At 67.2% G+C, this 18,753-nt stretch carries 13 protein-coding genes; 5 read left to right on the top strand and 8 right to left on the bottom strand.

Features of this window, described 5'->3' with window-relative positions; genetic code table 11:
* Positions 1-170 precede the first annotated feature (170 nt).
* The 5 genes from putA to AB4061_RS17025 all read left to right on the top strand — a co-directional run bounded on the left by putA (position 171) and on the right by AB4061_RS17025 (position 10,286).
* Positions 171-4,172, top strand: coding sequence for a trifunctional transcriptional regulator/proline dehydrogenase/L-glutamate gamma-semialdehyde dehydrogenase (putA, locus tag AB4061_RS17045; RefSeq protein ID WP_441635754.1), 4,002 nt, complete (start codon positions 171-173; stop codon positions 4,170-4,172).
* Positions 4,173-4,317: 145 nt separating this feature from the next.
* Positions 4,318-5,469 carry a branched-chain amino acid ABC transporter substrate-binding protein gene (locus AB4061_RS17040; RefSeq protein WP_174426839.1) on the top strand — a complete coding sequence of 384 codons (1,152 nt, stop codon included), beginning with the start codon at positions 4,318-4,320 and terminating at the stop codon, positions 5,467-5,469.
* A gap of 408 nt (positions 5,470-5,877) precedes the next feature.
* Positions 5,878-7,791, top strand: coding sequence for a tetratricopeptide repeat protein (locus AB4061_RS17035; RefSeq protein ID WP_441635752.1), 1,914 nt, complete (start codon positions 5,878-5,880; stop codon positions 7,789-7,791).
* Between the two features lie 165 nt (positions 7,792-7,956).
* The gene (locus tag AB4061_RS17030) at positions 7,957-9,171 is read left to right on the top strand and encodes a cation:proton antiporter (protein WP_441635750.1); all 1,215 of its coding nucleotides are present in this window, start codon (positions 7,957-7,959) and stop codon (positions 9,169-9,171) included.
* The gene (locus AB4061_RS17025; protein ID WP_441635748.1) at positions 9,171-10,286 is read left to right on the top strand and encodes a YbdK family carboxylate-amine ligase; all 1,116 of its coding nucleotides are present in this window, start codon (positions 9,171-9,173) and stop codon (positions 10,284-10,286) included. The genes AB4061_RS17030 and AB4061_RS17025 overlap by 1 nt, the downstream gene beginning before the upstream one ends.
* On the opposite strand, the gene AB4061_RS17020 is transcribed toward AB4061_RS17025, so the two are convergent.
* From AB4061_RS17020 to gcvT, 8 genes are all read right to left on the bottom strand, one after another.
* Positions 10,287-10,766, bottom strand: coding sequence for an OsmC family protein (locus AB4061_RS17020; protein ID WP_441635746.1), 480 nt, complete (start codon positions 10,764-10,766; stop codon positions 10,287-10,289).
* An 89-nt stretch (positions 10,767-10,855) separates the two neighbouring features.
* Positions 10,856-11,593 (bottom strand): MBL fold metallo-hydrolase, encoded by a 738-nt coding sequence (locus AB4061_RS17015; protein WP_441635744.1) that lies wholly within the window; start codon positions 11,591-11,593, stop codon positions 10,856-10,858.
* A gap of 54 nt (positions 11,594-11,647) precedes the next feature.
* The gene (locus tag AB4061_RS17010; RefSeq protein WP_441635742.1) at positions 11,648-11,971 is read right to left on the bottom strand and encodes an EthD family reductase; all 324 of its coding nucleotides are present in this window, start codon (positions 11,969-11,971) and stop codon (positions 11,648-11,650) included.
* Between the two features lie 85 nt (positions 11,972-12,056).
* A complete protein-coding gene (locus AB4061_RS17005) occupies positions 12,057-13,433 on the bottom strand; it encodes an L-serine ammonia-lyase (protein WP_441635740.1) in 1,377 nt (458 codons plus the stop codon).
* Positions 13,434-13,464: 31 nt separating this feature from the next.
* A complete protein-coding gene (locus AB4061_RS17000) occupies positions 13,465-14,007 on the bottom strand; it encodes a DUF421 domain-containing protein (RefSeq protein WP_441635738.1) in 543 nt (180 codons plus the stop codon).
* 113 nt (positions 14,008-14,120) lie between these two features.
* On the bottom strand, positions 14,121-17,042 hold the full coding sequence (gcvP, locus tag AB4061_RS16995) for an aminomethyl-transferring glycine dehydrogenase (RefSeq protein ID WP_441635736.1): 2,922 nt from the start codon (positions 17,040-17,042) through the stop codon (positions 14,121-14,123).
* Between the two features lie 100 nt (positions 17,043-17,142).
* Positions 17,143-17,523 (bottom strand): glycine cleavage system protein GcvH, encoded by a 381-nt coding sequence (gene gcvH / locus AB4061_RS16990; protein WP_150987481.1) that lies wholly within the window; start codon positions 17,521-17,523, stop codon positions 17,143-17,145.
* Positions 17,524-17,623: 100 nt separating this feature from the next.
* Entirely contained in the window at positions 17,624-18,751 is a 1,128-nt protein-coding gene (gene gcvT, locus AB4061_RS16985) for a glycine cleavage system aminomethyltransferase GcvT (RefSeq protein WP_441635734.1), read from the bottom strand.
* Positions 18,752-18,753: the final 2 nt, after the last annotated feature.

Raw genomic sequence — 18,753 nt, 5'->3', positions numbered from 1 at the left:
TTGCGCCACGGGCCGCGCAGCGCAAGGTACGGTGCAACCACTTTTCCTGATGTATCTGAGTGGTTGTACCTAGTTGCACCTTTGGTTTGCCCGGGAGTATGATCGCGCCAATCTGCCGGTTTCCCCGCAGTCAGGAAACCGGCGTCCGCGTCTTACGGAGAATCAAGCGCATGGCCACCACCACCCTCGGCGTCAAACTCGACGACGCCTCCCGCGAGCGCCTCAAGCGCGTTGCGCAGTCGATCGACCGCACACCGCACTGGCTGATCAAGCAGGCGATCTTCACGTATCTGGAGCAAGTCGAACGGGGCAACATCCCGCATGAGACCAGCGCCGCCGGTACGGGGAGCGAGGGTGCGGCGGACGGTGCCGACGCCTTTGACGGCGCGGCTGGTGACGGCGCGATGCAGCCTTTCCTGGAGTTTGCGCAGAGCGTGCAGCCGCAATCGGTGCTGCGCGCGGCCATCACCGCTGGCTATCGCCGCCCCGAGTCCGAGTGCGTGCCGGTGCTGCTTGAGCAGGCTCGCCTGCCACATCAGCAGGCCGAAGCCGCTCTCGCCATGGCCCGGACCCTGGCCACGCGGCTGCGCGAGCGCAAGGTCGGCACCGGCCGCGAAGGGCTGGTGCAGGGCCTGATCCAGGAGTTCTCGTTGTCCTCGCAGGAAGGCGTGGCGCTGATGTGCCTGGCCGAGGCGCTGCTGCGCATTCCCGACAAGGCCACCCGCGACGCGCTGATCCGCGACAAGATCAGCGGCGCCAACTGGCAGTCGCACCTGGGCCAGAGCCCGTCGGTGTTCGTCAATGCCGCCACCTGGGGCCTGCTGTTTACGGGCAAGCTGGTGGCCACGCATACCGAAGCCGGCCTGTCCAAGGCGCTGACCCGCATCATCGGCAAGGGCGGCGAGCCGCTGATCCGCAAGGGCGTGGACATGGCGATGCGCCTGATGGGCGAACAGTTCGTCACCGGCGAGACCATTTCCGAGGCGCTGGCCAATGCGCGCAAGTACGAGGCCGAGGGCTTCCGCTACTCCTACGACATGCTGGGCGAAGCGGCCATGACCGAGGCCGACGCGCAGCGCTACCTGGCCTCCTACGAGCAGGCCATCAACGCCATCGGCCAGGCTTCGCGCGGGCGCGGCATCTATGAAGGCCCTGGCATCTCGATCAAGCTCTCGGCGCTGCATCCGCGCTACAGCCGCGCGCAGCATGAGCGCGTCATCAGCGAGCTCTACGGCCGCCTCAAGTCGCTGACCTTGCTTGCCCGGCAGTACGACATCGGCATCAACATCGACGCCGAGGAAGCCGACCGCCTGGAAATCTCGCTCGACCTGCTGGAGCGCCTGTGCTTCGAGCCCGAGCTGGCCGGCTGGAACGGCATCGGCTTCGTGGTGCAGGGCTACCAGAAGCGCTGCCCCTTCGTGATCGATTACCTGATCGACCTGGCCCGCCGCAGCCGCCACCGCCTGATGATCCGCCTGGTCAAGGGCGCATACTGGGACAGCGAGATCAAGCGTGCCCAGGTGGACGGGCTGGAGGGCTATCCGGTCTACACGCGCAAGGTCTATACCGACGTGTCCTACGTGGCCTGCGCGCGCAAGCTGCTGTCGGTGCCGGACGTGATCTACCCGCAGTTCGCCACCCACAACGCCCACACGCTGGCGGCCATCTACCAGATCGCCGGCCACAACTACTACCCCGRCCAGTACGAGTTCCAGTGCCTGCACGGCATGGGCGAGCCGCTGTACGACCAGGTGGTCGGCCCGCTGGCCGACGGCAAGTTCAGCCGTCCGTGCCGGATCTACGCGCCGGTCGGCACGCATGAGACGCTGCTCGCCTACCTGGTGCGCCGCCTGCTGGAAAACGGTGCCAATACGTCCTTCGTGAACCGCATTGCCGACGACACCATCTCGCTGGACGAACTGGTGGCCGATCCTGTCACCGTGGTCGAGCGCATGCACGCCGAGGAAGGCGCGCTTGGCTTGCCGCACCCGCGTATCCCGCAGCCGCGCAACCTTTATGGAGAATCGCGGGCCAACTCCGCCGGTATCGACCTGTCCAACGAGCATCGCCTGGCTTCGCTGTCGTCGGCGCTGCTGGCCGGTACCAGCGAGGCCGTCAGTGCCGTGCCGCTGCTGGGCGTGGAAGCCGCCGCTGGCGCGGATGCCGGCCAGCCCGCACCGGTGCGCAACCCGTCCGACCTGCGCGACGTGGTCGGCCATGTCACCGAAGCCAGCATGGCCGAGGTGGAAGCCGCGCTGCAGGCCGCGGTGAACGCCGCGCCGATCTGGCAGGCGACCCCGGCCGATGTGCGCGCCGCCGCGCTGGAACGCGCCGCGGAACTGATGGAAGCGCAGATGCAGTCCCTGATGGGCATCATCGTGCGCGAGGCCGGCAAGACGTTCTCCAATGCCATCGCYGAAGTGCGCGAGGCGGTGGACTTCCTGCGCTAYTACGCTGCGCAAGTGCGTGAAACCTTCTCCAGCGACACCCACCGCCCGCTCGGGCCGGTGGTCTGCATCAGCCCGTGGAATTTCCCGCTGGCCATCTTTACCGGCCAGGTCGCGGCAGCGCTGGCCGCCGGCAACACCGTGCTGGCCAAGCCCGCCGAGCAGACCCCGCTGATTGCCGCCCAGGCCGTGCGCTTGCTGCGCGAGGCTGGCGTGCCGGCTGGCGCCGTGCAGTTGTTGCCGGGCCGCGGCGAAACCGTGGGCGCCGCGCTGGTAGGCGACGCTCGCGTCAAGGGCGTGATGTTCACCGGCTCCACCGAAGTAGCGCGCCTGCTGCAACGCAGCGTGGCCGGCCGGCTGGACGCGGCTGGCCGCCCGGTGCCGCTGATCGCCGAGACCGGCGGCCAGAACGCGATGATCGTGGACTCCTCCGCGCTGGCCGAGCAGGTGGTTGGCGACGTGGTCAACTCCGCCTTCGACTCGGCCGGCCAGCGCTGTTCCGCGCTGCGCGTGCTGTGCCTGCAGGAGGACGTGGCCGACCGCGTGCTGGAAATGCTCAAGGGCGCCATGGACGAGCTCACCATGGGCAACCCGGACCGCTTGTCCACCGACGTTGGCCCGGTCATTGACGAAGAGGCGCGCGGCAACATCGTGCGCCATATCGACGCCATGCGCGCCAAGGGCCGCCGCGTCCACCAGGCCGACCCGAACGGCGCGGCCAGCGCGGCCTGCCGCAATGGCACGTTTGTGTCGCCAACGCTGATCGAGCTCGACAGCATCGAAGAGCTGCAGCGCGAAGTCTTTGGCCCCGTGCTGCACGTGGTGCGCTACCCGCGAGCTGGCCTCGACACGCTGCTTGCGCAGATCAACGGCACCGGCTACGGCCTGACCATGGGCATTCACACCCGCATCGACGAAACCATCGAGCACATCGTCGAGCGCGCGGAAGTGGGCAACCTCTACGTCAACCGCAATATCGTGGGTGCGGTGGTGGGCGTGCAGCCCTTCGGCGGCGAGGGCCTGTCCGGCACCGGCCCCAAGGCAGGCGGCCCGCTGTACCTGCACCGCCTGTTGTCGGTCTGCCCGCAGGACGCCGTGGCCCGCGTGGTGCGCGGCTCCGACACCGTCGGCGGCGCCGACGAGACCGGCCCGGTGCGCCGCACGCTGACCGAGGCGCTGGGTACGCTCAAGGCATGGGCCCAGCGCGAGAGCGCGGCGCCGCCTGAACTGGCGGCGGCGTGCGAGCGCTTTGCCGCGGCCTCGGCGGCCGGCCTGTCGGTCACGCTGCCCGGCCCCACCGGCGAGCGCAACACCTACACGCTGCTGCCGCGCGCCGCCGTGCTGTGCCTGGCCCAGCAGGAGACCGACCTGGCGGTACAGCTGGCGGCGGTACTGGCGGCTGGCAGCCAGGCCGTGTGGGTTGAAAGCCCCATGGCCCGGGCCCTGTTTGCGCGCCTGCCCAAGGCAGTACAATCGCGCGTCAGCCTGGTGGCCGACTGGTCGGCCAGCGACACCGGCTTCGACGCGGTCCTCCACCATGGCGATTCCGACCAGCTGCGCGCTGTGTGCGAACAGCTGGCCACGCGCCCCGGCCCGATCATTTCGGTGCAAGGCCTGGCACATGGTGAACCGAATATCGCCATCGAGCGTTTGTTGATCGAGCGTTCGCTGTCCGTCAATACGGCGGCAGCGGGCGGCAATGCGAGTTTGATGACGATCGGCTAACCGCCGGGCGTCGATCGAAGCGACGCGAGGCAGCGGTGATCCCGCAAACCTCGCGTATTTGAAAATCGGGGAGCGTTTCGCGCCACACCCGGACGCGTCCAAAAACGCAGCAAAGGCTATAGAGAATAGCTACCAAGGAGAACAGATGAACTCGACTTTCCACAAGACGGCCCTCACCGTTGCCCTGTCCGTCGCTGGCCTGTGCGCCACCTCGGCCGCCTTCGCCCAGGCGCAGGAAATCAAGCTGGGCTTTGCCGCGCCGATGACCGGCGGCCAGGCGCAATACGGCAAGGACATGCAGAACGGCGTCGTCCTCGCCATCGAGGAAATGAACGCGACCAAGCCCAAGATCGGCGGCAAGGACGTCAAGTTCGTACTGCTCTCTGAAGACGACGCGGCAGACCCCAAGACCGGCTCGGTGGTCGCGCAAAAGCTGGTCGACAATGGCATCCAGGGCATGCTGGGTCACTTCAACTCGGGCACCAGCATCCCGGCGTCGATGGTCTACAACCGCGCTGGCATCCCCCAGATCGCCATGGCAACGGCGCCTGAGTACACCCGCCAGGGCTTCAAGACCACCTTCCGCATGATGACCTCCGACACCCAGCAGGGCTCGGTGATCGGTGCCTTCGTGGTGAAGAAGCTGGGCGCCAAGAACATCGCCATCGTCGACGACCGCACCGCCTACGGCCAAGGCCTGGCCGACGAGTTCGAGAAGGCCGCCAAGGCCGCCGGCGGCAAGATCGTGCGCCGCGAGTTCACCAACGACAAGGCGGTGGACTTCAAGGCCGTGCTGACCAACATCAAGCGCAGCAACCCGGACGTGATCTTCTTTGGCGGCGCCGAGACGCAATCCGCGCCGATGGCCAAGCAGGTCAAGGAACTCGGCATGAAGTCGCCGGTGGTGTCGGGCGAAATGTCGAAGACCGACAACTTCCTCAAGCTGGCGGGCCCTGCCGCCGAGGGCACGGTCGTATCGCTGGCCGGCCTGCCGCTGGAGCAGATGCCCGGTGGCACCGCCTACGAGAAGAAGTACGAGAAGCGCTTCGGCGGCAAGGTGCAGACCTACTCGCCGTACGCCTATGACGGCGCCACCGCCTTGATGACCGCCATGATCAAGGCGGGCTCGGCCGATCCGGCGCGCTACCTGCCGGTGCTGGCAGCCACCAACATGCAAGGCGTGACCACCAAGACCCTGGCCTACGACGCGCGCGGCGACCTGAAGGACGGCGGCATCACCGTCTACAAGGTAGTTGGCGGCAAGTGGACCGTGCTGGAGACGGTAGGCGGCAAGTAAGCGATTGCCCCCGGTGCCCCCGGCAGGGCACCATTAGCGTCCTGCATCTGACGCCATCCCGGTGGGATGGCGTTTTTGTTTTTGCCGCAGGCGAATTCGCCAGGACTCGTCAGGCGGCGAGGCGCGCCGGCCTGGCGCCGGGCTACGGGCGTCCTTGCGCGATGCGGTTTCGAGCCTCTTCGATCATGCGCAGTGCGGTGACGTCATTGGGCGCACCCCGTGCCAGCCCGGCGAGCCGTTGCTGGGCGGCTGGCCGGATGGCGGCGATGCCGTTTCTGCATACATCGGTGCAAAGCCGTTGTCCAGCGTTGCGGCTGCGGCGGGAATCGCCTCTTTTTCTCACGAGCAGGAGGGGGCCACGATGGCGCATAATCCCGCACTCGCACATCCACCCCGAAGGAGCAGTCCGTGTCCGTGCAGGAAGTCAGCTACGACCACGCCATCGAGCTAGCCAACGCAGAGCGCTACGATGAAGCGCTGGTCATTCTCGACCAGCTTTCGCAGGCGCAGCCTCAAGTGGTGGATTTCGATTGCCTGCGGGCACGCCTGCATTTCGACCGCGGCGACGCGCAGGCTGCCTTTGCCGTGCTCGATGCGGCGCTGGCCAAGCTGCCCGGGCTGCCGCTGCACCCGGCGCACCGCTGGTCCTCGCGCGGCGTGATCGCGCGCCGCTACGGCATGCTGCTGATGGGGATGGAGCGCTTGCCCGAGGCGCTGCCCTGGCTGGAAGAAGCCGCGCTGCGCAACGGCTTGTCCTCCGGCGAGTGGAGCGCCCGCCTGCATGCCGGGCTGGTGCATTACCGGCTGGGCAATGTCGCCGCGGCCGGCGCTTATTGGTATGACCTGCTTTATCGCGCGCCGGATCTCGGCGCCGAAGACATCCTGGGCCAGGCGCTGGCCCACGTGAATGCCGCCGGCGACAAGGCCGAGCCGATGCTGCGCCTGTGCCTGGCGCGGATCGGCCTGGACAACCCCGACCTGTTGGAGCTCGACGAAGCCGCGGGCGATGCCCTGGCCGCCGAGCAGGCGGCCATCGTGCTGGCCAGCCAGCCGGACCACCCGCATGCCCGCCGCATCCGCGCGCCGCTACGCTACCGCGCGGGCGAGCTCGATGGTGCCTGGGACGACTTCGCCACCTACCAGCGCAAGGCCCCGGACCCCAAGGCGCAGGTGCGCGAGCTCGAATGGCGCCACCAGTCCGGCGAGGCCGAGCCTTGGCTGCGCTTTGCCTTTGTCGAGGGCGCGACGGATGCGACCGGTTACTACAACGCTGGCGTGGCGCTGGCTGAGTTCATGGACGCGGTGCCGGCTGCCGAGGCGGCGTTGATGCCGCACCTGATCAAGGCCTATCGCCTGGGCCTGGCGCGCTTCGAAGCCTACTTCGCCACCGGCGAGGGCGGCTACGACGACGCCGATCCCCATATCTACTCCTTGCTGTGCCACAACCTTGCCACCCGGCTGGAAGGCGACGGCAACCGCGCGGAGCGCATCGCGCTGCACGAGAAGGGCATCGCGGTCAGCGAGTTCATCGAGCACTGGATCGACCTGCTCGAATGCCTGGAGGCAGCCGGCCAGCACGGTAAAGCCGTGGAAGTCGCGGGCGACGTGCTCAACCGCTATCCGCTGGAGCGCGATCCCGCCAACGTGGGCTGGATCTTCAGCCGGCTGATGAGCACCTGGAAGGCCATCGGTGGCACGGAAGTGACGTCGGCGGCCCGTGATGCGCTGGCGCACATGGATGCGCGCGCCGATGCCTTGCCGGTGGAGGAGCGCAGCCAGACCGCGCACGCGCTGGCCCACGCCCGCGCGCATTTCGCGGGGCTGCTGCGCAATGCCATGGACAGCATGGACCAGCACGACCGCATCGACGCGCAGGCCGAGATCGAGGCACTGCAGCGCCGCGCGCTGCTGATCGAGGACGCGTGGCTTTGCAACCAGTTCGGCATGATCTGGCGCGGCCTGGGCGCGCCGGAGCGCGCGCTGCCGCTGTTCGAGCAAGCCATCGCGCTGACCGCCGACGATCCTGCGGACCAGGCCTTCCCGCGCCTGCAGCGCGCGCTGATCCGCAACGGCGAGAAGCAATACGCGCAAGCGCTGACGGATTTCGAGGCGGCATTTGCCGCGCGCGACCGCTGGGACGGCGAGGCCTACCTCGGCGCCGTCGAGGCCGCGCTGGGCCTGGAGCAGCGCGAGACCGCGCTGGGCTACTTCGACAAGGCTCGCGCGAGCGGCGCCGCGCAGGGCAAGACGCGCTCACTCTATGCCCGCATGGAAACCGGCCTGCGTGCAACGCGTCCGGGATGGAAGTTCTGGGGCGTGTAGCCGGCGGGGCGGGCCGCATCCTCGGCCCGGTCACGATAAAAGAACGCCATCCCTGTAAGATGGCGTTTTTTTACGTGTGAACGCGTCACGTTGACGGGAAATTCCGTGCCTCTGTCGGACAAACTCCGACATGGAATGTCATGTGGCTCCGTTACCATATAGCCCATGAATGGACTGAGCCAATTGTTTCCAAGCCTGCCCCTGGCACCGGGCGGGCTTTTCTGGGTCGGGCTGGCGCTGGTGGGCGCCGGCCTGGCGGGCGAGGTATGCCGCATGTACCTGCGGCTGCCCCGCATCGTCGGCTACGCTGCCACGGGCCTCGCGGCTGGCATGCTCGGCCACGGCATCGTGGACGAGGACATGATCGCGCAGACCCGCATCCTGATCGACATGGCGCTGGCGCTCGCCCTGTTCGAGCTCGGGCACCGGCTCTCGCTCACCTGGCTGCGGGCCAATCGCTGGCTGCTCTTCACCAGCGCCTTTGAAAGCCTGCTGACCTGGGGCCTGGTCGCCGCCGTGCTGCAATGGATCGGCGTGAGCCCGGCGGTTGCCATCCTGGCCGGCGGCATTGCCGTCAGCACCTCGCCCACCATCGTGCTGCAGCTCAAGAACGAGCTGCGCGCCGAAGGGCAGGTGACCGAGCGGCTGCTTGCCATGGCCGCGCTGAACAGTATCTACGCCGCCGCCATTGTCCAGGTCGCCACCGGCTGGCTGCATTCCGAATATGGCAACCTGGGGGCGGCGCTGCTGCATCCGCTCTACCTGCTGGTGGGTTCCTGCCTGCTGGCCTGGGGCGTCGGCAAGCTCGGCCACGCGATCTATGCGCGCATGGAAACGGACGATCACTACAGCTTCCTCGTGCTGGTAGGGCTGGTTCTGTTCACGCTGGCGCTCACGCGCGTGCTCAAGCTGTCGATGCCGCTCACGCTGATGCTGGCCGGTGTGGTGTTCAAGCACCAGGACAGCCAGCCGCGCGTATGGCCGGCGCACTTCGGCAGCGCGGGCAGCTTGCTGATCATCGTGATGGTGGTCTCGCTCGGCCTGCCGCTGACGGCGCACGACTGGGCCATCGGTGGTGGTGCCGCCTGTGTGTTGGTACTGCTGCGTCACATGGCCAAGCTGGTGGGCGTCGTCTCGCTGGGTTCGTTCTCGGGCCTGAGCATGAAGCAGTGCGTGGCCCTCGGGCTTGCGCTGGCACCCATGTCGGGCCTCGCGTACTTGCTGATGAACGATGTCGCGCTGCTGTATCCCGCCACGGGTGAGCCGCTGGCGGCCATCATCCTGTGCACGCTGGCGGTCGAGCAGTTGCTCGGGCCCACGCTGGCGGGCTGGGCACTTCGCTATGCGGGCGAGGTCAGAAGCAATGGAGGAGGGCGCTGATGTCACTCGAACCGTTCAAGCATTCCGAGGCGCTGACGTTTGGCGTGGAACTGGAGCTGCAACTCGTCAACCGGCATGACTACGACCTGGCGCCGTTCGCGCCGGATTTGCTGCGTGCGCTGAAAGGCGCGCAGCACGCCGGCGACATCAAGCCCGAGATCAGCCCCTCGATGATCGAGATCAGCACCGGCATCTGCAAAAGTTATGCACAGGCGCTGGACGAGCTGGGCACCATGCGCGACCTGATGGTCGAAGCCTCGCACTCGCTCAACCTCGGCATCTGCGGCGGCGGCACGCACCCGTTCCAGCAATGGGCCGACCGCACCATCTCCGATTCGCCGCGCTACCAGTACATTTCCGAACTCTATGGCTACCTGGCCAAGCAGTTCACGGTGTTCGGCCAGCACGTGCACATCGGCTGCCCGAGCGCGGATGAGTCGCTGTTCCTGCTCCACGCCATTGGCCGCTACGTGCCGCATTTCATCGCGCTGGCCGCCTCCTCGCCCTATGTGCAAGGCGTGGACACCGGCTTCGCCTCGGCACGGCTGAATTCCGTCGCCGCCTTCCCCATGAGCGGGCGCGCGCCGTATCTGCTCACCTGGGACGCCTTTACCGCGTACTTCAACAAGATGCGCAACACGGGCGTGATCGAGAGCATGAAGGACTTCTACTGGGATATCCGTCCCAAGCCGGAGTTCGGCACCATCGAAGTCCGCGTGATGGACACGCCGCTGACCGTCGGGCGCGCCTGCGATATCGCCGCCTACATCCAGGCGCTCGCGCGCTACCTGCTGCTGTCGCGCCCTTTCATGCCGCAGGAAGACGATTACCTGGTCTACACCTTCAACCGCTTCCAGGCTTGCCGCTTTGGGCTGGAAGGCGAGTATGTGCACCCAAACGAGCTGACCCGGAGGCCGATCGCCGACCACATCATCTCGATCTGCGACGCGCTGGTGCCGCATGCCGAAGCGCTGGGCTCGCTCGATGCGCTGGCCAATATCCGCGCGCTGGCGCAAAGCCGCAATGGCGACGCAGAGCGCGTGCGCCAGATCGAAAGCACCACGCGCAGCCTGCGCGAAACAGTACGGCAGACCTGCGACAGCTGGGCTGGCTGACTACGCCAGCGCGCCCACGTACACCGGCTCGCAGCGCAGCTCCGACTTTACCGAGTTGGCAATGAAGCAGGCCTCGTGCGCCGTGTGATGCAGGTGCGCCAGTTCCTCCCGGGTCGGCTGGCGCTCGCCGGAGAAGGTGACCTCCGGCCTGAGCGTGACCACCGTCATGGCCATCCGGCCATCCGCGTTCTTCGCCATGATGCCGACCGCTGCATCGAAGTAACGGTCGACGCAGAACTTGTGCTTGGCGGCGATGGAAAGGAACCACAGCATGTGGCAACTGGAGAGTGACGCAACGAAGGCTTCTTCGGGATCGACCGCGGCGGCGTCCGACATGGGCAAGGGCACGACATGGGGCGATGAGGATCCGGGTACTTCCACGCCGCCGTCGAAGCGCAGCAGGTGCTTGCGGCTATAGCGGTTGCCGAGGAAATCCTGCTCGCCACGTTGCCAGAGGATCTCTGCGGTGTACTGGGCCATGTCTTCTTTCTCCATTAAGGTGCCTGCCAAGGCCGATAGCTCATTGCTGATAGCGGATTGTTGATTGCCTATCGCTTCGCGCGCGTGCGTCACGCCCCGTGTGGCACGCTTTCGCCATCCCGCAGCCCGAGCCGCTGGTTGGCGGGGACAGCCACATCGATCAGCTTCGGCTTGGGCAGGTTCAGCTGCCCCATCATCTCGATGAACTGGGTACGCGTGCGCCCGGCCACGCGGCTGTTGTTGGCGCGCTCGAAGCCGATGGTGGATGCGGTGCGGCCCTTGTAGTCGTGGGCGGGGTAGACCACGGTGTCGTCGGGCAGGGCGAAGAGTTTCTGTGTGAGGCTGTCGTACAGCGTGCCGGCATCGCCGGACTGGAAGTCGGTGCGGCCGCAACCGTCGATCAGCAGCGTGTCGCCGGTGAAGACGCGGCGCACCGGGCCGGCGGGCGTGGCCTCCTCCCACAGGTAGCTCATGCTGCCGGCGGTGTGCCCCGGCGTATGGATGGCGCGCAGCGTCTGCGTGCCGAACTGGAGCGTGTCGGCGTCGATCAGCTGCTTTTGCGCGGGTTGGATGTCGCAGCCCGAGGGGGCTGCGGTGCGCGCGCCGGTTTGCAGCGCAACATGGCCGGCCGAGGTGATGTGGTCCGCGTGGGCATGGGTTTCGACCACCCACGCCAGCGTGACACCGCTGGCCTGCAACAGCGCCATGTCGCGCTCCAGCTGGTGGTCCACCGGATCGATCAGCAGCGCCTGGCGCGTGGCGGCATCGATCAGCAAGTAGGTGTAGGTGGACGAAGTCTCGTCAAACAGCTGATGGAAGGTCTGCATGGCCATGCCCGCTAGTGGGGAAACCGTACATGATAGCGCCGCCAGCGGGCGCAATCAGCCAATCGCCAGCACTTCGCTGATCTGCATCACGGGAGCCGCATCCGTGTAATTGGGGATATCGAGCTGCAGCTCGTTGCCGGCTGCCTTGGCGGCGGCCACGAAGTCAGGCACGGACTCGAACAGGAAATGGCACATCACCGTGAAGGCCGGATCGGAACCCGGCGCGCCGGCGCCCAGCCCGCGTTCCACCGCCACGCCGCGATAGCCCGGGTGCGCGCCGAACAGCGCGACGGCGCGCGGCATGTGGCGCTGCAGGTAGTAATCCATGTCGAACTTGCCGCCCTTGCTGTGCGGATAGAGAAAGCTGATCTTGATCATGCCGGACTCCAGTTGAATGGGATTGGGGTGAATGCCCGGCAAGCGTAGCAGAAAGCACGCATTCGCTTGCGCTGGCGGGGCGGCCTCAGCACTCCACGATATTCACCGCCAAGCCGCCACGCGCCGTTTCCTTGTACTTGGTCTTCATGTCGGCGCCGGTCTCGCGCATGGTCTTGATCACGGAGTCGAGCGAGACATAGTGCATGCCGTCGCCGCGCAGTGCCATGCGCGCGGCGTTCACGGCCTTCACCGAGGCCATGGCATTGCGCTCGATGCAAGGAATCTGCACCAGCCCGCCGACCGGGTCGCAGGTCAGCCCGAGGTTGTGCTCCATGCCGATCTCGGCCGCGTTCTCCACCTGCTCCGGCGTGCCGCCCATCACGGCGGCAAGGGCACCCGCGGCCATCGAGCAGGCCACGCCGACCTCGCCCTGGCAGCCGACTTCGGCGCCGGAGATCGATGCGTTGAGCTTGTAGAGCATGCCGATGGCGCCGGCTGTCAGCAGGAAGTCGATCACGCCCTGCGGGTTGGCGCCGGGCACGAAGCGGTCGTAGTAATGCAGCACGGCCGGGATGATGCCGGCGGCGCCGTTGGTGGGCGCGGTGACCACGCGGCCGCCGGCCGCGTTTTCCTCGTTGACGGCGATCGCATACAGGTTGACCCAGTCGATCACCGAGAGCGGATCGGCCAGCGAGCGCTCGGCGTGCTCGGTGAGGTTGCGGAACAGGTCGTGGGCGCGGCGCTTGACCTTGAACGGCCCGGGCAGCTCGCCGTCGGTGCGGCAGCCGCGTGCCACGCAGGCTTGCATCACGGCCCAGATCTGCAGCAAGCCGGCGTTGACCTCGGCCTCGCTGCGCCACACGCATTCGTTTTCCATCATCAGCCGCGCAATGCTCTTCTTGCTGGCGGCTGCCATCTCCAGCATCGCGCGCCCGCTGCGAAACGGATGCGGCAACTGCTGGTCAGCCTCCAGGATATGCGTATTGGCTGCGCCGGCGGAGATGATGAAGCCGCCCCCCACCGACAGGTAGCGCCCTTCGCGGATGCGCTCGCCGCCAGCATTGAAAGCGTGGAACTTCATGCCGTTGGGATGCTCGGCCATGGCCTCGCGGCGGTAGAAGACGATGTGCTCCTTCTCCACGAAGGGCACGGGATGGGTGCCCAGCAGCGAGAGCGTGCGGCTGGCGCGCAGCGCGGCCAGCCGCAAGTCGATGGTGTCGGGGTCGATGGTGTCGGGCGCTTCGCCCAGCAAGCCGAGGATCACGCCCTTGTCGGTGCCGTGGCCGCGGCCGGTGGCGCCGAGCGAGCCGTACAGCTCCACGCGCACGCTGGCCACCTGTGGCAACAGGCCGTCGCGCGCCAGGCCCTGCGCGAACATCAGCGCGGCGCGCATCGGACCAACGGTGTGCGAGCTCGATGGGCCGATGCCCACCTTGAACAGATCGAAGACGCTGACAGCCACGGTAGGCTCCTGGGGTTGGCCAGCGCCGGGATCAGACCGGCGCGTCCATGTCCTGATTGATGGGGGCGCGCCACAGCGAACCCGCCGCATCGGGCGGCGTGGGCGGCGCGTCTTTCTTTACCAGCACGCTGATGGTGCCGTCGTTCTCAAGGATCGCGAAATGCACATCGGCAACGCGCTCGCACCCTGCATGGCGCAGTGCCTTGTGCAGGTCGTCGCGGGTCACGAAAGCGCGCTTCATCACGTCACCGAAGACCATGCCGTCGTGAATCAATATCTGCGGGCGCCCCTCGACGACGTTTTCGAAGCGCCGGCTGCGCCAGCTCAGCCAGGCCAGCACAAGGTTGGCGCCGACCAGCGTCACCGCCAGGATCAACCCGGCCGTGACGGAGTTGTCCCCGGCGTTCATGGAATTCTGCACGGCGTTGGACAGCACCAGCAACAGCACCAGGTCGAGCGAGGTGAGCTGCCCGATCTGGCGCTTGCCGGACAGCCGCAGCAGCACCAGCAGGCTGCCGTAGACGATCAGTCCGCGCAGGACGAATTCCCACCATGGGGCGCTGAGATTCCACATGCGTGCTCCGTATTCCGGGCACGGCCGGCTGGCCGCACATCCACACCGAGCATAGCGCGAGGGCGATGCGCCGGGGCAGCCGCAACCCGCGGCGGCCCCGGCCTCATGCCCGCCTACTCTTCAGCGTACTCGCTCATGGGCACGCAGGCGCAGAACAGGTTGCGGTCGCCGTACACGTTGTCCGCACGGCCAACGGGCGGCCAGTACTTCTGCGTGCGCAGCGCGGCGACCGGGTAGGCGGCTTCCTGGCGCGTGTACTTGTGTTCCCACACGTCGGCGGTGATCACCGCGGCGGTGTGCGGCGCGTTTTTCAGCGGGTTGTCCTCGCGGTCGAAGGTGCCGTCTTCCACGCGGGCGATCTCGGCGCGGATGGCGATCATCGCGTCGATAAAGCGGTCCAGCTCGTGCAGGGCCTCGCTCTCGGTCGGCTCGATCATCAGTGTGCCCGGCACCGGGAAGCTCATGGTGGGGGCGTGGAAGCCGTAATCCATCAGGCGCTTGGCCACGTCCTCGTTGGAGATGCCGGTGGTCTTCTGCAGCGCGCGCACGTCCAGGATGCACTCGTGCGCCACCAGGCCGTGCTGGCCGGTGTAGAGCACGGGGAAGTGCGGCGACAGGCGGCGCGCCACGTAGTTGGCGGCCAGGATGGCGTTCTCGGTGGCGGCGGTCAGGCCGGCCGAGCCCATCATGGCGATGTACATCCACGAGATCGGCAGGATGCTGGCCGAGCCGAACGGCGCGGCGGACACGCCGCCGATGCCCTGGTCGTCGCGGCGATAGCCCACGCTGTCCTGGTTGGGCAGGAAGTCAGCCAAATGCGCGCCGACCGCCACCGGGCCAACGCCCGGGCCGCCACCGCCGTGGGGGATGCAGAAGGTCTTGTGCAGGTTCAGGTGGGACACGTCGCCACCGAACTGGCCCGGCGCGGCGGTGCCGACCATGGCGTTCATGTTGGCGCCGTCCACGTAGACCTGGCCACCGTGCTGGTGCACGATGTCGCAGATCTGCTGCACGCCCTGTTCGAATACGCCGTGCGTAGACGGATAGGTGATCATGATCGCGGCGAGGTTCTTGCTGTGCTGCTCGGCCTTCTTCGCCAGGTCTTCCAGGTCGACGTTGCCGTTCTCGTCACAGGCCACCACCACCACCTTCATGCCGGCCATCTGTGCCGACGCCGGGTTGGTGCCGTGCGCGGAGGAGGGGATCAGGCAGATGTCACGGTGGCTTTCGCCACGGCTGGCGTGGTACGCATGGATGATCAGCAGGCCGGCATATTCGCCTTGCGAGCCCGCATTGGGCTGCAGGCTGACCGCGGCGTAGCCGGTGGCGGCGCACAGCATGGCTTCGAGCTGGTCGATCATCTCGCGGTAGCCGACCGTCTGGTCCAGCGGCGCGAACGGGTGGATCTTGCTGAACTCGGGCCACGTCACCGGGATCATCTCGCTGGTSGCGTTGAGCTTCATGGTGCASSWGCCCAGCGGGATCATGGTGCGGTCCAGCGCCAGGTCCTTGTCGGCCAGCATGCGCAGGTAGCGCAGCATTTCGTGCTCGGCATGGTGCGTGTTGAACACCGGGTGCGTCAGGTAGGTGCTCTGGCGCGCCAGGCCGGCCGGGAACGCGTCTAGCGCGGCGGCTTCGAGTGCATCGAAGCCCGGCACCGGCTTGCCGTGGGCGAAGATTTCCAGCAGGGCGACGACGTCCTCGCGCGAGGCGGTCTCATCCAGCGAGATGCCGATGCGGGTGGCGCCGGCGTGGCGCAGGTTGATGCCGCGGGCGGTTGCCGAAGCGTGCAGGGCTTCGGTGTTGAAGCCGGTTTCCAGCGTCAGCGTATCGAAGAAGGTGGCGTTGGTGCGCGCGTAGCCCAGTTGCTCCAGGCCGCCGGCCAGCGTGGCCGTGAGGCGGTGCACGCGCTGGGCGATGCGCTTGAGGCCTTGCGGGCCGTGGTACACGGCGTACATCGAGGCCATCACAGCCAGCAGTACCTGTGCCGTGCAGATGTTCGACGTCGCTTTCTCGCGGCGGATATGCTGCTCGCGCGTTTGCAGGGCCAGGCGGTATGCCTTGTTGCCTTGCGCGTCGATGGTCACGCCCACCAGGCGGCCGGGCATGGAGCGCTTGAAGGCATCCTTGACCGCCATGTAGCCGGCGTGCGGGCCGCCAAAGCCGAGTGGCACGCCAAAGCGTTGCGAGTTGCCAACCGCCACGTCGGCGCCCCACTCGCCGGGCGCGGCGATCAGGGTCAGCGCCAGCAGGTCGGCGGCAGCCACCACGAGGCCGCCGGCAGCGTGCACCGCATCGGCGATGGCGCGGTAGTCGGCCACATCGCCGTTCACGCCGGGGTACTGCAGCAGCACGCCAAAGGCATGGGCGCCGGCCGCTTCGGCAGCGGGGCCAACCTTGACTTCGATGCCCAGCGGCAGCGCGCGGGTGCGTACCACTTCCAGCGTTTGCGGCAGCACGTCGTCCGCGACATAGAAGGTGGTGGAGGCGTGCTTGTTGACGCGCTGCAGCAGCGTCATGGCTTCGGCAGCCGCCGTGCCTTCGTCCAGCATCGACGCATTGGCGATGTCCAGGCCGGTCAGGTCGGTCACCATTTGCTGGAAGTTCAGCATGGCTTCCAGGCGGCCTTGGGAGATCTCGGGCTGGTAGGGCGTGTAGGCGGTGTACCAGGCCGGGTTTTCGAAGATGTTGCGCAGCACCACGCCCGGGGTCAGCGTGTTGTAGTAACCCTGGCCGATAAAGCTCTTGAGCACGCGGTTCTTGCTGGCCAGGCCACGCAGCTTGGCCAGCGCGGCTTCTTCGGTCAGCGGCGCGGTGAACTCGCCCAGCGGCATGCCGTCGCGGCGGCGGATGGCGGCGGGGATGACGGCGTCGATCAGTGCGGCGCGGCTGTCATAGCCCAGCACCTTGAGCATGTGCTGTTGTTCGGCGTCGTCGGGGCCGATATGGCGTGAGGCGAAGGCGTCGCGCGCCTCCAGTTCGGCCAGCGTGGGCCGGGCAACTTGGGCGGCAGTCATGGGCAGGGGGGCGTTCATGGCAAGAATCTCGTGGGAGCGTGCGGCGGGTGGTCGGCCCGGTCCGCGTCGCGGCATTCTTTATCCGTCATTCCCGTGGCGCGGGAATGACGATCTGGCATCAGGCGCCGACGTTGGCTTTATAGGCGTCGGCCGACATCAGGCCGTTCACGTCGTCGCTGTTGGCCGGCTTGAGCTTGAACAGCCAGGCGTCGAAGGCGTCGGCATTGACGCTTTCCGGCGAGGCGGCGGCGGCGTCGTTGATGGCGATCACTTCGCCTGCCACCGGCGCGTAGATGTCGGATGCGGCCTTGACCGATTCCACCACGGCCAGCGCATCGCCGGCGCCGACCGACTTGCCCACTTCCGGCAGTTCCAGGAAGACGATGTCGCCCAGCGCGTCCTGCGCGTGGTCGGTGATGCCGATGGTCAGCGTGCCGTCGGCTTCGACGCGCACCCACTCATGGGACTCGGTGTATTTCAGGTCGGCGGGGAAATTCATGGGATTGCTCCAGATTCAATTTGTTATTCAGCGCCAGCCGGGGGATGTCGATGTTCGACGGGGTAACCGCCGGCGGGCGCGCTGTGACCGGTGCGAGCGTTCAGCTCACGAGTGCCTTGCCATTGCGCACAAACGGCAGTTTAACCACAGTCGCGGCGAGTTTGCGGTCGCGGATCTCGACCTGCACTTCGGCGCCGATGGCCACGTCGCGCGGCAGGCGGGCAAAAGCGATGGATTGGGACAGCGAGGGGCTGAAGGTGCCGCTGGTGATTTCGCCTTCGCCAGCGGGGGTGATGACCTTCTGATGGGCGCGCAGCACGCCGCCTTTTTCGCGCAGGATCAGCCCGACGAACTGCTGGGCCTGGCCACCGGCGACCAGGGCCGCCTTGCCGGTGAAGTCGCGTTCGCTTTGCAGGTCCACGGTCCAGGCCAGGCCGGCATTGAGCGGCGAGGTGTGGATATCCATGTCCTGGCCGTACAGGTTCATGCCGGCCTCCAGGCGCAGCGTGTCGCGCGCGCCCAGGCCCGCCGGGTGCACGCCCTCGGCGACCAGCTTTTCCCACAGGCCAGCCACATTCGCAGCGGGCACCACCAGTTCGAAACCGTCTTCACCGGTGTAACCGGTGCGCGCCACCATGACTTCGCCCAGCGCGGAATCCTGCACGACCAGCGCATTGAACGGCTTCAGGGCTTCGCTGGGTTGCGTGGAGGGGAAGGCGCTCCAGACCTTGGCGCGGGCGTTCGGGCCTTGCACGGCGACGATAGCCAGCGGCTCCACGCCTTCGGGCGCGTTGTCGCCGCGGCGTGGGGTGATGGCCACGCCACTGCCGGTGGCGGCATTGCGTGCCGCGATCCACTGGATGTCGTCATTGGCCGTACCGGCGTTGACCACCAGGCGGAAGTCGTCCTCGGCGAAGAAATAGACGATCAGGTCGTCGATGACGCCACCCTTCTCATCCAGCATGCAGGAGTACAGCGCCTTGCCCGGCGTTTGCAGCTTGTCGACGTTGTTGGCCAGAAGGCCGCGCAGGAAGGGGCGCACATTGGCGCCCTTGAGGTCGACCACGCACATGTGGGAGACGTCGAACATGCCGGCATCGCTGCGCACGGCATGGTGTTCCTCGATCTGGGAGCCGTAGTTGACCGGCATGTCCCAGCCGCCGAAGTCGACCATGCGGGCGCCGAGTGCGCGGTGGATGGCGTTGAGGGGCGTGGCCTGGAGCGTCATGG

The organism is Cupriavidus sp. YAF13 (assembly GCF_052113425.1).
GTDB lineage: Bacteria > Pseudomonadota > Gammaproteobacteria > Burkholderiales > Burkholderiaceae > Cupriavidus.
Note: the sequence above shows the minus strand (reverse complement) of the source record. Positions and strands in the feature narration are given on the sequence as shown.

What these genes read in the sequence shown, in the direction of transcription:
- AB4061_RS17040 (WP_174426839.1), top strand. Translation starts at nt 4,318, where the DNA reads ATGAACTCGACTTTCCACAAGACGGCCCTCACCGTTGCCCTGTCCGTC.
- AB4061_RS17030 (WP_441635750.1), top strand. Translation starts at nt 7,957, where the DNA reads ATGAATGGACTGAGCCAATTGTTTCCAAGCCTGCCCCTGGCACCGGGC.
- AB4061_RS17025 (WP_441635748.1), top strand. Translation starts at nt 9,171, where the DNA reads ATGTCACTCGAACCGTTCAAGCATTCCGAGGCGCTGACGTTTGGCGTG.
- AB4061_RS17020 (WP_441635746.1), bottom strand. Translation starts at nt 10,766, where the DNA reads ATGGCCCAGTACACCGCAGAGATCCTCTGGCAACGTGGCGAGCAGGAT.
- AB4061_RS17015 (WP_441635744.1), bottom strand. Translation starts at nt 11,593, where the DNA reads ATGCAGACCTTCCATCAGCTGTTTGACGAGACTTCGTCCACCTACACC.
- AB4061_RS17010 (WP_441635742.1), bottom strand. Translation starts at nt 11,971, where the DNA reads ATGATCAAGATCAGCTTTCTCTATCCGCACAGCAAGGGCGGCAAGTTC.
- AB4061_RS17000 (WP_441635738.1), bottom strand. Translation starts at nt 14,007, where the DNA reads ATGTGGAATCTCAGCGCCCCATGGTGGGAATTCGTCCTGCGCGGACTG.
- gcvH (WP_150987481.1), bottom strand. Translation starts at nt 17,523, where the DNA reads ATGAATTTCCCCGCCGACCTGAAATACACCGAGTCCCATGAGTGGGTG.
- gcvT (WP_441635734.1), bottom strand. Translation starts at nt 18,751, where the DNA reads ATGACGCTCCAGGCCACGCCCCTCAACGCCATCCACCGCGCACTCGGC.